This window comes from Synechococcus sp. UW179A, from assembly GCF_900473965.1.
In the GTDB taxonomy this organism is placed as follows: domain Bacteria; phylum Cyanobacteriota; class Cyanobacteriia; order PCC-6307; family Cyanobiaceae; genus Synechococcus_C.
In genome coordinates, this window is sequence record NZ_UCNJ01000002.1 from 1 (window position 1) to 12709 (window position 12709).

A 12709-nucleotide genomic window follows, 5' to 3' on the forward strand; every position below is an offset into this window, starting at 1 on the left:
GGTGGCTCAGCAGCGGCACGCGGCCGATGTCGCGCAAGTAAGAACGCACCAGGTCGACGTCAGTACCTGAGGAACGAACAGCCCCGGACTTACCGAGAGAAGCCTTGGAAGGTGCTGCTTTTGAAAGAACAGCTTTGAGAGGAGTCGCTACGGGCGCAGCGGCGATAGCAGGTGCCATGACGCTTCATTGAGTTGTGTAAAGCGTACTCCTAAGAAACGTAAACGTCCTCTCAGAAATGGGCTGCAACGAGTAATTGGGTAGAAATACCTGTGGTTGTGAGCAGCTGGGGCATGTTGAGCAAGAGCCACGCAGCGGTTTTTAGATAAATCAGAGTGCCCACTACATCAGTGCAGGTGGTGATGAACGGCGTGGACATGAGCGCCGGATCCCAGCCCAGACGGTTGAACAGCAGAGGGAACGCAGCACCGGCCGTTGCAGCCAAGGTTGTGATGGCCAACAGACTTGTCCCCACCGACAACCCCACCAGCGGGCTTTGACCACGCCACCAGGCAAAAGGAACCACCAGAAGCATCATCAACAGTCCCAGCAAAAGCCCTGCGGTCGCTTCGCGCGCAACTGCCCTGAACTGGCCAAGGGAGGTGATGCTCTGCGTGCTCAAGCCACGGATGACCACGGTGGAACTTTGGGCACCCACATTGCCGCCGGTGCCCGCCAAGAGCGGAATAAAAGCAGCAAGAAGCACGACCTGCTTAAGCACCTCTTCGTTAAGTGCAATCACCTCTGAGGTGACAAAACTGGCCAAAACCAATATCGACAGCCACACAACCCGGCGTCGAGCGACGGTGAACAGATTGCTCTGGAAATAATCGTCTTCATCACCGGCCTCCACCGCACCTGCGGCGTACAGATCGCGCGTGGCCTCCTGCTCGATCACATCGATCACGTCATCCACGGTGACGATGCCCACCAGACGGCGCTCCCGATCCACGATCGGCACAGCCAGAAAGTCGTACCGCTGAATTGCACGGGCAACTTCCTCCTGATCGGTATCGGTATTGACGCTCACAACATCTCTGGTCATGACATCGCCAATCCGGTCCTCAGGGTCTGCTGTAACGAGGTCCCGCAGCGACAGGATCCCCGTGAGATGGCGCTGCCCATCCGTGACATAAAGGCTGTAAATCGTTTCCGTCTCGCGAGCGCGGCGTCGCACGATCGTGAGTGCCTGGGCGGCGCTTTGAAACTCCTTTAAATCGATGTATTCGGTCGTCATCAAACGACCTGCCGTTTCGCTGGCGTAGCCCAACAGCTGAGCTGTCACACGACGCTCCACGGGACTGAGCTCCGTCAACAGACGGCGAACCACCTTGGCCGGCAGTTCATCAAACAGCCGCACCCGATCGTCGGGAGACATCTCCTCAACCAGCTCCAATACCTCACCAGAACGCAAGCGCTCCAGCAAGCTCTGCTGGATGGGAGGCTCAAGGTATTCATAAACCTCGATCGCCTCGTCTTTGCCGAGCAAACGAAACGCAAGGGCCTGCATGGTGCGGGGAAGGCTGCCAATCGCCTCGGCCACATCCACTGGCTGAACGGGTTCCAGGAGAATCTTGACACCGTCGTAATTGCCCACACTCAGCATTGACTCCAGCTGGCGAGCAACCACCTCCACGACCTTCTGGTGGGAAGGTACATCGCTCAACGCGAGGCTTTCACTGGAATCCGGTGCCTGATCCATGCCCCGTGCCCAGCGCACCCAAGTGTATGCCGATGCAAGACAGTTATCGTCTGCGCCAATCCTTACCCAAAGCCATGGCTACCAGCATCAGCAGCGTTTGCGTGCGCACCCCAGACGGCAGCGAAAAATCTCTCGGCGCCTACGCCGGCAAGGTGCTGCTGATCGTGAACGTGGCCAGCCGCTGCGGCTTCACCAAGCAATATGCCGGTCTCCAAGCCCTACAAGACAAGTACGGGGCAGAGGGACTTTGCGTTCTGGGATTCCCCTGCAACGACTTCGGAGCCCAGGAGCCCGGCAGCCTTGATGAAATCAAGAGCTTCTGCTCCACCACCTACGGTGCCAGCTTCGAATTGTTCGACAAGGTGCATGCCACAGGAAGCACCACGGAGCCTTACACCACACTCAATCAGTCAGAACCTGCGGGAGATGTGGCCTGGAATTTCGAAAAATTCCTTGTCGGCAAGGACGGTACCGTTCTCAATCGATACAAGAGCGGCATTGCTCCAGAAGATGCTGAACTCAGTAGCGCTATCGAGGCGGCGCTGAAGGCTTGATCGCCAGCGCATAGACCCTGCGGCCGATCCACAAACCAAGGGCTGCGCCACCAAGGCCCAGCCCCAGGGTCATGCCAATCAGCCCAAAGGCCGCAAGCGTCTGACCCGAATAAATCAGATCCACGCTGCTCACCATCCAGCTGCTGAAGGTGGTCAACGAACCGCAGAAACCAATCCCAACCAGCAGCTGAACCCTGGGCCGATACGGCAAGCCCAGCAACAGGCCCAAGATCAGAGAACCGACCACGTTGACCAGCACATCTCGGTCTTGCAAAAGCACTTCAAACTGCCAGCGCAGCAACGCCCCTGGGACTGCACCGACCGCAACCAACATCAGCTCCTGCAGCTCCGTACGCAGAGAAGGTGACTGTTCAGGCATCGACGAGTCCCAAACTGAAACCTGCAGCAGCCACTAACAGACCAGCAATCACCGAGCCAGCGGTGAGCAGCACAGCTTCGCCCCAGCGATGTTCACGCAAGGTGGCAAGAACCTCCACCGCAAAAGTGGAAAAGGTGCTCAAACTGCCAAAAAAACCCGTTCCAACCAGCAAGATCAGCGCAGTGGAACCTGCGGAACTGTCGCAACGACCCGCACGCTCTAAACCGAGCACTAGACCCAGGGCGAACGCAGCCACGAGATTCACCACAAAAGTTCCCCAGTGTTTGCGCGGAACCAACGGTTCAAAGTGGTTGACCACCCTCAGGCGCAACCAGGCTCCAGGAATGGCACCCAGCCCAACCATCAGGGCCTGATAAGAACTGAAGTCAGTGATGAATCCAACCTCGCTGCTGCTCAAGAGAATCATTAGGCACAGGTCCAGAGGTGACCTTCACCTGGATCCAATCACTGCCATCCTCACTGCGCCAACGACGCAACAATTGCAACGGGGTCCCGATCTCAAGTCGCCGCAAAGCAGGAGCTGCTACCAGCGGACTGGAATGGAGCACACAATCACTGCCACTGAGCAGAGGGCCACTGCCCTGCTGGCGTCGAACCTGGGGTAAGCGTCGCTCCGCTCCACCTGCCGGCAAAGCGACAGGACCAAACAACGAAACGACAAGCAACCAGCTCCAACGCAGCACCACCGTTGCGGAGTGATTCATCAGATGTCGAGTGCTGACATATCGAGCTCAGCACTGTGGGTTTCGATGAATTCACGCCTGGGCGCCACTTTGTCGCCCATCAAAATTGTGAAGATGCGATCTGCTTCCAAGGCATCTTGAACTTCCACGCGCTTCATCGTGCGCGTAGAAGGATCCATCGTGGTTTCCCAAAGCTGCTGAGGCATCATTTCGCCAAGACCCTTAAATCGTTGGATGTTGTAATTGGCTTTTTCGCCAAAACCATCCAACGTTTTTTGCAATTGCTGCTCGTTGTAGCAATAAGAATGTTTTTTGCCGCGCTCAACTTTGTACAAGGGAGGGCAGGCAATATAAATATATCCACCTTCCACTAACTCCTTCTGGTATCGATAGAAGAAAGTCAAGATCAGGGTGCGGATATGGGCGCCGTCAACATCAGCGTCTGTCATGATCACAACCCGGTGATAACGCAGATTTTTGGCATCAAAATCTTCACCTTTAATGCCCAGACCCAGGGCAGTAATCAAGGCCTGAATTTCAGTGTTTTTATAGATCTTGGCGTCATCAGTCTTCTCGATATTGAGGATCTTGCCTCTCAAGGGCAGGATTGCCTGGAAACGACGATCACGACCCTGCTTGGCGGAACCACCAGCAGAATCTCCCTCAACGATATAGATCTCGGATTCAGCAGGATCTCGAGAACTGCAGTCGGCAAGCTTGCCAGGCAACGTTGAACTTTCTAAGACGCTTTTACGCCGCACCAGTTCGCGAGCGCGGCGAGCAGCTTCCGCTGCATTGAAGGCCTGGATCGCCTTCTCGAGGATCATATCGATCACCCCCGGATTGAATTCCAGGTACTGACTCAGAGCCTCACCGACAAGATTATCAACAATGCCACGAACTTCCGTATTGCCAAGCTTGGTTTTGGTCTGTCCTTCAAATTCGGGCTCGGGCACTTTGACAGACAACACTGCCGTTAAACCCTCACGAATATTCTCGCCGGCAAGATTGCTATCTGCCTCTTTACGTTTACCTCGCTTACGCGCAAACGTATTGAGTGTTCGAGTTAGAACAGTCTTCAAACCTTCGATGTGGGTGCCACCATCCACAGTACGGATGTTATTGGCGAATCCAAGAATGCTGTCGGAATAAGCATCAACGCACCACTGCAATGCTGCTTCAATCGAAACACCATCCTTTTCGGCATTCACATAAATAATTTCAGGATGCAATGCATCTTTTTCAGCATTCATATAAGCAACATATTCTTTGATGCCGCCCTCATAGAAATAAATTTCTTCGTGAGGATTGCCTTCTGCATCGCGAGCAGTCTCTCGCTCATCGCGGAAGACAATTTTCACTCCTCCATTGAGATAAGCGAGTTCGCGCAGACGAGCCGAAAGTGTTGCGTAATCAAACTCGATGCCAACAGTGAAAATTTCAATATCGGGTTTGAAGCGCACACTGGTGCCGGTCAGGCCATTTTCAGAGGAGGGCTGATCCTCAGACACAAGACTGCCAATCGGGGCGCCTCGCTCAAAGCGCTGGCGATGCACCTTGCCCTGACGGCGAACGGTGACCTCCACCCATTCGCTCAGAGCATTGACAACCGAAACGCCAACACCGTGTAGACCACCCGAAACCTTGTATCCGCCGGCGCCAAACTTGCCACCGGCATGCAGCACAGTCAGCACTGTTTCAAGCGCGCTCTTGCCCGTGCGGGGGTGAACATCGGTGGGAATGCCTCGACCGTTATCGGTGATGCAAGCGGATCCGTCCTCACCCAGCACCACCTGAATCTCGGTGCAGTGGCCAGCCAAGGCCTCGTCCACCGAATTGTCCACCACCTCATAAACCAGGTGATGCAATCCCCTCGGCCCTGTGGTGCCGATGTACATCCCGGGGCGCTTACGAACGGGTTCTAGACCCTCCAGCACCTGAATCTGTTCGGCGCCATAGGCCGCCTGTACTTTCGCGGCTTCGCTCATGCGATCTGGATCGGCCAGGCTTCCTGTCAGGCTGAATCTACCACTGGCATGCCAGAGACGCTTGCAGAGGCCTCTGAGACGTCATTTTTTCAGGGGGTCCACCCCCTATTCCGCTCCATGTCTGAACACAGGCCACCGGCAGCGCCAGGATCAGCGCAGCTTCCACCACTGGTGGTGGTGCTGCTGGGGCCAACCGCTAGTGGCAAAACGGCTCTGGCCCTCCAGCTGGCTGAACGCTTTGAGCTGGAGATTGTGAATGTTGATTCACGGCAGCTCTACAAAGACATGACTGTGGGCACGGCCAAACCGACCGCAGAGCAAAGAGCACGGGTGCCCCATCACCTACTCGACCTGCGCCGACCTGACCAGCCAATCACCCTGCGCGAGTTTCAGGACGAGGCCCTGACAGTGGTCAACCGCAACCTGGAACAACGAGCTGCCACTTTGCTGGTGGGAGGAAGCGGCCTTTACCTCAAAGCACTAACCGCTGGCCTGAAGCCACCCTCGGTTGCACCTCAGCCAGCACTGCGTGAGCAACTTGCTCAGCTAGGCCAGGAAACCTGTTATCAACTGTTGATGGACGCAGATCCTGAGGCAGGTCGCCGAATCGCCGCGGCGGATGCAGTCCGCACCCAACGCGCACTGGAGGTGCTTTACGCCACTGGCAAGACGATGAGCTCGCAGACCAGTGCCAGCCCACCTCCATGGCGCGTGCTCGAACTCGGCCTCAATCCAGCCAATCTGCGCCAACGCATCAGCCAGCGCACTAAACAGCTTTACGCAGAGGGGTTGATTGAAGAAACCCAGCAACTGAAAGAGCTTTACGGAGCTGACCTGCCCCTACTACAAACAATCGGCTATGGCGAAGCACTGCAGGTGCTGGAAGGTCAGCTCGATCGAACCAGCGCCATCGCAAAAACCACCAAGCGCACACAACAGTTCGCCAAGCGTCAGCGCACCTGGTTCAGACGCCAACACCAGGCTCACTGGCTCAGTGATACTGATCCCTTCAACGATGCCAGTCAGCAGATCGAAGCGGGTCTAGGGTAAAAGTGGAAACCACGCCGGGCCCGATTGTTCTCCGGCAGCCTCTTCATCACTGAATGCCACCACGTCCCCGTTTTGACCGCCGTGCTCCTGTCAGGGAGCTCCCCAATATCAACGATCGCATCAACTACCCACAGCTTCGCGTGGTGGATGCAGACGGCACTCAACTTGGAGTGATTGATCGGGAAGCAGCCCTATCAGTTGCCAAAGAAAGGGAATTGGATCTTGTTCTGGTCAGCGAAAAAGCTGATCCGCCTGTTTGCCGGATCATGGACTACGGCAAATACAAATTCGAACAAGAGAAAAAGGCCAAGGAAGCCAAGAAAAAATCGCATCAGACCGAAGTTAAAGAAGTCAAGATGCGATACAAAATTGATCAGCACGATTACGACGTGCGAATCGGCCAGGCTCAGCGTTTTCTCAAGGCCGGCGACAAAGTGAAATGCACCGTGATCTTCCGCGGCCGCGAGATCCAGCACACTGCTCTTGCTGAGGTTCTGCTCAGACGCATGGCCAAGGATCTCGAGGAGCCAGCTGAGATCCAGCAGCCCCCTAAACGCGAGGGCCGCAACATGATCATGTTCCTCACGCCGCGCAAGACGCCTCTGGCCAAGCAGGACGAAAAGGAAGAAGCTGCCAACAAAGCGGTGCGCACGATCACAGCACCTCCTCGCGCGGCAGCCAGGCAGATCAGCAAACCAGGAACGAACGGTTGATCAAGCGAAAAGCTCCGAGAGCTTGCACGCAAGCCCAATGCTGAGAATGTCTTTGGAAACCACGACACATGAGCAGTGGCTTTACGCCATGAGCAAGATTCATTCTGTCTGAACCAGCGCCCTCACCCCCAGCATGGGTTTGGAACAACTGATCCAAAAACTGACCAGCAAACCCTTTCAAAACCTAATCAGCTGGTTTTTGGGTCATTTCAAACTGGCTTGATGGACTCACAGCGACCATGCAAGAACCTTGACTGACTTCTTGAAAGGGGATAAAGCCAACACCTCTGAGTTGCCAGAAGCCTGTGTATAAGGCACTGATCAGCAGACATTGATCAGCGACACGGAACTGGCATAGGGACACCAACCACACCAGCAATTGTCACCGAGCCAATCAGTCTTTAAGGTGGCCGCATCTTGATCTGGCCCACCGGCGTGCGATTCCACATCCAACAGGAAAGCGACATACCGGCTTCAACCCAGCTCTACAACCAAATCTGCTTCGCGATCGCAGCACGGCACTACCCACCCGGCCACCGCCTGCCAAGCACTCGGCAGCTGGCCATGCAGACGGGATTGCACCGCAACACCATCAGCAAGGTGTATCGCCAGCTCGAGACCGATGGCGTGGTGGAAGCCATGGCCGGCTCCGGCATTTATGTGCGGGATCAGCAAAAGCCAAGAGAACTGCGCACACCGACCAACATGCGCAACCGCGGGGTCACCGATGTGGACCGCGAAGTGCGCAAGTGTGTGGATGGCCTTTTGAATGCGGGCTGCACCTTGCAGCAGACCAGGGATCTGCTGACCCGCGAAATCGACTGGCGGCTGCGTTGCGGGGCCAGGGTGCTGGTGAGCACACCAAGAGAAGACATCGGCGCTTCAATGCTGATCGCTGAAGAACTCGAGCCCTGCCTCGATGTACCGGTAGAAGTGGTTCCAATGGAAGAGCTGGAAAGCGTTCTGGAAAGCGCCAGCAATGGCACCGTTGTGACCAGCCGCTATTTCCTTCAACCGGTAGAGGAACTGGCAAAGCGCCATGGGGTGCGCGCCGTAGCCGTCGACCTCAATGACTTCCGAGAGGAGCTGGCCATGCTCAAGGAGCTGCGACAGGGAAGTTGCGTGGGGCTCGTGAGCATTAGCCCAGGCATCTTGCGGGCAGCGGAAGTGATCCTGCACAGCATGCGCGGCAACGAGCTACTGCTGATGACTGCCACTCCTGATGTAGGCAGCCGGCTTCTGGCCCTGCTCAGAGCCTCCAGCCATGTGCTCTGCGACCGCCCCAGCATGCCTCTGGTTGAGCAGAGCCTGCGCCAGAACCGATCCCAGCTGATGCGCATGCCTCAGTTGCATTGCGCAGAGAGCTATCTCAGTGGAGACACGATCGAACTGCTGCGCAAGGAAATTGGCCTGCAACTCAGCTAGCGAGCGCAACCGGTGCCGGCGACGGGTGATGATGCCTGAACCAGGCAAGCGTGCGGTCCAGACCGAGTCATGTTCAAGTCGATCCGAGCCGACCTGGCCCTCATCCGTGAACGCGACCCTGCAGCCCGCGGGGCCCTGGAAATCCTGCTCTGCTATCCGGGGTTTCAGGCCCTGACACTGCACCGCCTCAGCCACCGCATGTGGCACTCACGCTTGCCCCTCAAGCTCGCATCCAGATTGCTGAGCCAACTGGGCAGAGGCCTAACAGGAATCGAAATTCACCCTGGAGCCCAGATCGGCAGCGGAGTTTTTATCGACCACGGGATGGGGGTCGTGATAGGTGAAACAGCGGAAGTGGGAAACCGCTGTCTGCTCTACCAAGGTGTAACCCTTGGAGGCACCGGTAAAGCAACCGGAAAACGTCATCCCACACTGTGCAGCAATGTGGTGATTGGAGCAGGCGCCAAGGTGCTTGGCGCCATCACTGTGGGCAGCAATACAAGGGTCGGAGCTGGCTCTGTGGTGGTGCGTGATGTGGAAGCGAATTGCACGGTGGTCGGCATCCCCGGACGCGTGATTCATCAAAGCGGCGTGCGCATCAATCCCCTGGCCCACTCAGCACTGCCTGATGCCGAAGCCAACGTGATTCGCAATCTGATGGAACGGATCGATCAACTAGAAAACCAGGTGAGCGTTCTTCAGGCATGCCTCAAAGCACTGTCAACGGGACGGCCGATCAGTGAGGTGCAACCTGGAGAATCCCAAAACCTCAAGGACCGGGAGATCCTTGAATTTCTTGGTGATCGCGAGAAAACATGAGCCAAGCAGAACACATCCGACCCACATCTCAGCATCCACGCGGTCTGAGTTTTACCAAGAGTCTTCTTCGTCATCGAGAATTATGGCTTCGCTTAAGTGAGCGCGAAATCGCTGGCCGTTATCGCGGTTCAGTTCTCGGATGGGGGTGGAGTCTACTGACTCCGTTGATGATGTTGGCGGTATACACCTTTGTCTTCTCCACAGTCTTTAAAGCACGCTGGGGCGATCTTGAGCAAGCAGGATCATTCGGATTTGCCATCAATCTGTTTGCCGGCCTGATCACGTTTAATCTATTTGCCGAGTGCGCTACAGAAGCACCAACACTCATTCTCAATAACGTAAATTACGTTACCAAAGTAATTTTTCCACTGGAATCACTAGGCGTCGTTTCTGTTATCACAGCAGTGTTTCATGCCTTCACCAGCACGATCGTACTCATCGTTTTCGAGCTTATTGCAGTTCAACATGTTCCTCTAACCATTGTCTTCCTACCGATTGTCTGGCTACCTTTTCTCCTGGGCTGTTTATCAATGAGCTGGTTGCTATCAGCACTGGGAGTCTTTCTGCGCGATCTCGAGCAGGTGACGGGTGTCGCCGTAAGCATGCTGATGTTTCTCAGCGCTGTGTTTTATCCGCTGTCTGCCTTGCCCGCCGGCTTGCAAACATTAATGGGATTGAATCCTCTGGTTGTTGTGATCGAACAAAGCAGACGTATTTTAGTTCAGGGAGAAATGCCAAGCCTCAGCTATGTAGTACTTGGCTCACTACTGATGCTGGCGCTATGCGAGTTCAGCTACAGATTCTTCTGCAAAGCTCGCCGGGGGTTTGCCGATGTGCTCTGATCTGGCTCTTGAAGTGGAAGAGCTTGGCAAGCTCTATCCCATTTTTGAGAATCCTCGCGACCGTCTGCTGCAAGCGATTTGGGGAAAGAGAAAGCGCCTCTACCAACCGTTTTGGGCTTTAGAAGACGTTAGCTTTCAGCTCAAGCGTGGGCAAACTCTCGGCGTTGTTGGACGTAATGGCTCCGGCAAAAGCACGCTTCTGCAATTGATCTGTGGAACTCTCACACCAACAACAGGCAGAGTCTGGGTTGAAGGCCGCATCGGAGCTCTGCTCGAATTGGGTAGTGGATTCAACCCAGAATTCACGGGCCTCGAGAATATCTACCTCAACGCAACCCTATTAGGTCTCACTCAAAGCGAGATTAATTCTCGACTGGATAAGATCCTTGAATTTGCAGAAATCGGTGACTTCGTCAACCAACCTGTCAAAACGTATTCCAGTGGAATGGCTGTTCGCCTGGCTTTTTCGGTTCAGGCACATACACAACCTGATTTACTGGTCGTCGACGAAGCCCTGGCAGTCGGCGATGAAATGTTTCAGAAAAAATGCTATAGCCACCTCAAGAGATTGAAAAAACAGGGTACGGCAATACTTTTAGTCACCCATAGTTGTCCCCAGATCCTAGAACATTGCGACCAAGCCCTCTTGCTCAACAACGGGCAATTAAAACTACAAGGCTCCCCAAAGCTGATCACAACCACTTATGAAAGACTAAGTAACTCACCGGTCGATGAATGGAATAGCTATTTAAACCAATCCAATGGATCAAGCAAAGACCTGAAGAAAACAACCTGCGAACCCGACGAATCAGAGTCATGCACACCACAACATGATCCCCACTTAGTACCTAGCTCTAGTGTGAGTTACGAAGCGCATGGACTTCAAATTCAGTGCGTGGAAGTCCTCAGCCAAGACGGCGCTCCAGCAAATCTGTTCCGAACCGATCAACCCTTCAGCGTGTGCTTCCACTATCGAGCCAGCAGGCCTTTTAAAGACCTACAAATGGCCTGCAACATCGCCAATCAAACCGGTGTTCGCGTCACAGGACAACGTCACCATGGGCCCATTTGTTCTGGAGAAGAGCGGTTCAGCATTACCTTCCATTTCAAAGACGGACTGCTCCCAGGGCTTTATTTTATTGGCGGAGGGGTCTGGCAAAACGAGCGGCCCAATCACTTCATTCATCGTGTAGTCGATATCTGCGCATTCCGCATCACAGCTGATCAACCTGTCATGAGTTTTGGACTCTGTGATCTCAAGGCCGGTGAACCCACGGTGCAGGGAATAACGATGTGATGCTGAGTTCTATTACTTGCGGAGATTTCGAACTGAACATTTCTCATCCGCATGGCATGCCCACACTGGTGCCATCAGCCGCATTGGAAAGTCGGCTCGATTGGCGACTGCATCCAATCAGCAGCACCAATCAAGCGAGCGACGAAGAGGCTGCATACTCCTCAGAAAGCAGCGCACTACCGAAGCTTGCAGTGCATCTGCATATTCACTACGTCGAAACATTGCCAATTCTCCTGAATGCTCTGGACCATTGCCGCGACGGTCTACACAACACGCGGATTTGGATCAGCACAACCAGTTCGGCCAAAGCTGAGGCGATTGAAGAGATTCTTGAGCGGATCTTTCACTTTGAACCAACAACAACTGCTGAGTTGCGTGTTTGCCCGAACCATGGCCGAAATTTCGGGCCTCTTTTGCATCATCTCTGGCCCGAATTCAAACAAGAAGAGCTCCTACTGCATCTTCACGGGAAACGCTCTCTTGAAACAGACCTGGGCGATGCATGGTTGATCCAACTTCTCAAGCAGCTGCTACCTGATGGCCAGACATTGAAGGCTTTGCGCCAACGCTTCAACCAAGATCCCTCACTGGGGCTGCTGATGCCCCAAACCCCACAACTGATTCGGCCTTACATGAATTGGGGCAATAACTTTGAACTCGCCAATCAGCTTTCAAAACCGATGGCAGGTTGCCTGCACCGCGATGCGGTTCTGATGTTTCCAGCCGGTGGCATGTTCTGGGTACGGCCAGCAGCACTTCAACCATTGGCGACGTGCCTCAACACGATGGGGTCTCTACCGCCAGAGCCTTTGCCAGTCGATGGCAGCAGTCTGCACGCGATCGAACGATTAGTCGCTCACGCCTGCGAAGCCTCAGGCCACCATTGGAAACTTCTCTGCGAAGGCAACAACTCAGCAACCACTGCATCGGAGCCGATCAGCGTATTGCAATCGCGCCCCAAGGATTTCCAACAAGCGACTGCTCTAATCGCCAATCGATTGCGACAGATCGATGAACAATTGCAATGCAGCGAGACCAACCTGAAGCAAAGCACCCAACAAATCAACGAATTGACAAGTGCTGTCAACCAATTGATGAGTGCTGTGGGTGAACGCGACGAGCAAATCATGAGTATGGCGAATTCGTGGGGATGGAAGCTCACACGGCTTGTCAAGCGAATGGCAAGAGGCAGCAGGAAATAACAAATTAATAGCTCAAAAGAGCATCTAGGATCTGAT

The 12709-nt window shown here is 54.6% G+C and carries 13 protein-coding genes and 1 pseudogene; 8 read left to right on the top strand and 6 right to left on the bottom strand.

What is annotated here, in order from left to right:
- Both DXY31_RS00015 and mgtE read right to left on the bottom strand, forming a co-directional pair.
- Positions 1–178: sigma-70 factor domain-containing protein (locus DXY31_RS00015; RefSeq protein WP_305791083.1), on the bottom strand; the 178-nt coding region annotated here is incomplete at its 3' end.
- A gap of 52 nt (positions 179–230) precedes the next feature.
- On the bottom strand, positions 231–1700 hold the full coding sequence (gene mgtE, locus DXY31_RS00020; protein WP_114990272.1) for a magnesium transporter: 1470 nt from the start codon (positions 1698–1700) through the stop codon (positions 231–233).
- 74 nt (positions 1701–1774) lie between these two features.
- On the opposite strand from mgtE, the gene DXY31_RS00025 reads away from it, so the two are divergent.
- Positions 1775–2254 carry a glutathione peroxidase gene (locus DXY31_RS00025; protein ID WP_114991041.1) on the top strand — a complete coding sequence of 160 codons (480 nt, stop codon included), beginning with the start codon at positions 1775–1777 and terminating at the stop codon, positions 2252–2254.
- Here DXY31_RS00025 and DXY31_RS00030 read toward each other — a convergent pair.
- Genes DXY31_RS00030 through gyrB form a run of 4 tightly spaced genes read right to left on the bottom strand, consistent with a single transcriptional unit; the run spans position 2229 to position 5325 of the window.
- The gene (locus tag DXY31_RS00030) at positions 2229–2633 is read right to left on the bottom strand and encodes a CrcB family protein (RefSeq protein ID WP_114990274.1); all 405 of its coding nucleotides are present in this window, start codon (positions 2631–2633) and stop codon (positions 2229–2231) included. The genes DXY31_RS00025 and DXY31_RS00030 overlap by 26 nt on opposite strands.
- Positions 2626–2997: a CrcB family protein gene (locus tag DXY31_RS00035; RefSeq protein ID WP_186539233.1), complete on the bottom strand. Its 372-nt coding sequence runs from the start codon at positions 2995–2997 to the stop codon at positions 2626–2628. Before DXY31_RS00035 ends, DXY31_RS00030 begins: the two co-directional genes overlap by 8 nt.
- Positions 2998–3019: 22 nt before the next feature.
- Positions 3020–3358, bottom strand: a complete 339-nt coding sequence (locus tag DXY31_RS00040; protein ID WP_114990280.1) for an SH3 domain-containing protein — start codon at positions 3356–3358, stop codon at positions 3020–3022.
- Entirely contained in the window at positions 3358–5325 is a 1968-nt protein-coding gene (gene gyrB, locus DXY31_RS00045; protein WP_114990283.1) for a DNA topoisomerase (ATP-hydrolyzing) subunit B, read from the bottom strand. Before gyrB ends, DXY31_RS00040 begins: the two co-directional genes overlap by 1 nt.
- Before the next feature lie 117 nt (positions 5326–5442).
- On the opposite strand from gyrB, the gene miaA reads away from it, so the two are divergent.
- The 7 genes and pseudogenes from miaA (at position 5443) to DXY31_RS00080 (ending at position 12673) form a co-directional block, all read left to right on the top strand.
- Complete coding sequence (gene miaA, locus DXY31_RS00050) at positions 5443–6375, top strand: tRNA (adenosine(37)-N6)-dimethylallyltransferase MiaA (protein ID WP_244279426.1); 933 nt, start codon at positions 5443–5445, stop codon at positions 6373–6375.
- 53 nt (positions 6376–6428) lie between these two features.
- Entirely contained in the window at positions 6429–7088 is a 660-nt protein-coding gene (infC, locus tag DXY31_RS00055; RefSeq protein ID WP_114990288.1) for a translation initiation factor IF-3, read from the top strand.
- Between the two features lie 435 nt (positions 7089–7523).
- Positions 7524–8513, top strand: coding sequence for a GntR family transcriptional regulator (locus DXY31_RS00060; protein WP_066911411.1), 990 nt, complete (start codon positions 7524–7526; stop codon positions 8511–8513).
- A 66-nt stretch (positions 8514–8579) separates the two neighbouring features.
- Positions 8580–9332 (top strand): annotated as a pseudogene (cysE, locus tag DXY31_RS00065) (serine O-acetyltransferase); the annotation flags it as partial.
- On the top strand, positions 9329–10174 hold the full coding sequence (locus tag DXY31_RS00070) for an ABC transporter permease (protein WP_114990294.1): 846 nt from the start codon (positions 9329–9331) through the stop codon (positions 10172–10174). The pseudogene cysE and the gene DXY31_RS00070, both read left to right, overlap by 4 nt.
- Complete coding sequence (locus tag DXY31_RS00075; RefSeq protein ID WP_137024834.1) at positions 10164–11471, top strand: ABC transporter ATP-binding protein; 1308 nt, start codon at positions 10164–10166, stop codon at positions 11469–11471. The genes DXY31_RS00070 and DXY31_RS00075 overlap by 11 nt, the downstream gene beginning before the upstream one ends.
- The gene (locus tag DXY31_RS00080) at positions 11471–12673 is read left to right on the top strand and encodes a rhamnan synthesis F family protein (protein ID WP_137024835.1); all 1203 of its coding nucleotides are present in this window, start codon (positions 11471–11473) and stop codon (positions 12671–12673) included. Before DXY31_RS00075 ends, DXY31_RS00080 begins: the two co-directional genes overlap by 1 nt.
- Positions 12674–12709: the final 36 nt, after the last annotated feature.

Excerpts from the sequence above, each read along its gene's own strand:
- infC (WP_114990288.1), top strand. The coding sequence starts at position 6,429 with ATGCCACCACGTCCCCGTTTTGACCGCCGTGCTCCTGTCAGGGAGCTC.
- DXY31_RS00075 (WP_137024834.1), top strand. The coding sequence starts at position 10,164 with ATGTGCTCTGATCTGGCTCTTGAAGTGGAAGAGCTTGGCAAGCTCTAT.
- DXY31_RS00025 (WP_114991041.1), top strand. The coding sequence starts at position 1,775 with ATGGCTACCAGCATCAGCAGCGTTTGCGTGCGCACCCCAGACGGCAGC.
- DXY31_RS00040 (WP_114990280.1), bottom strand. The coding sequence starts at position 3,358 with ATGAATCACTCCGCAACGGTGGTGCTGCGTTGGAGCTGGTTGCTTGTC.
- miaA (WP_244279426.1), top strand. The coding sequence starts at position 5,443 with ATGTCTGAACACAGGCCACCGGCAGCGCCAGGATCAGCGCAGCTTCCA.
- DXY31_RS00080 (WP_137024835.1), top strand. The coding sequence starts at position 11,471 with ATGCTGAGTTCTATTACTTGCGGAGATTTCGAACTGAACATTTCTCAT.
- DXY31_RS00070 (WP_114990294.1), top strand. The coding sequence starts at position 9,329 with ATGAGCCAAGCAGAACACATCCGACCCACATCTCAGCATCCACGCGGT.
- gyrB (WP_114990283.1), bottom strand. The coding sequence starts at position 5,325 with ATGAGCGAAGCCGCGAAAGTACAGGCGGCCTATGGCGCCGAACAGATT.
- DXY31_RS00035 (WP_186539233.1), bottom strand. The coding sequence starts at position 2,997 with ATGGTTGGGCTGGGTGCCATTCCTGGAGCCTGGTTGCGCCTGAGGGTG.
- DXY31_RS00030 (WP_114990274.1), bottom strand. The coding sequence starts at position 2,633 with ATGCCTGAACAGTCACCTTCTCTGCGTACGGAGCTGCAGGAGCTGATG.
- mgtE (WP_114990272.1), bottom strand. The coding sequence starts at position 1,700 with ATGGATCAGGCACCGGATTCCAGTGAAAGCCTCGCGTTGAGCGATGTA.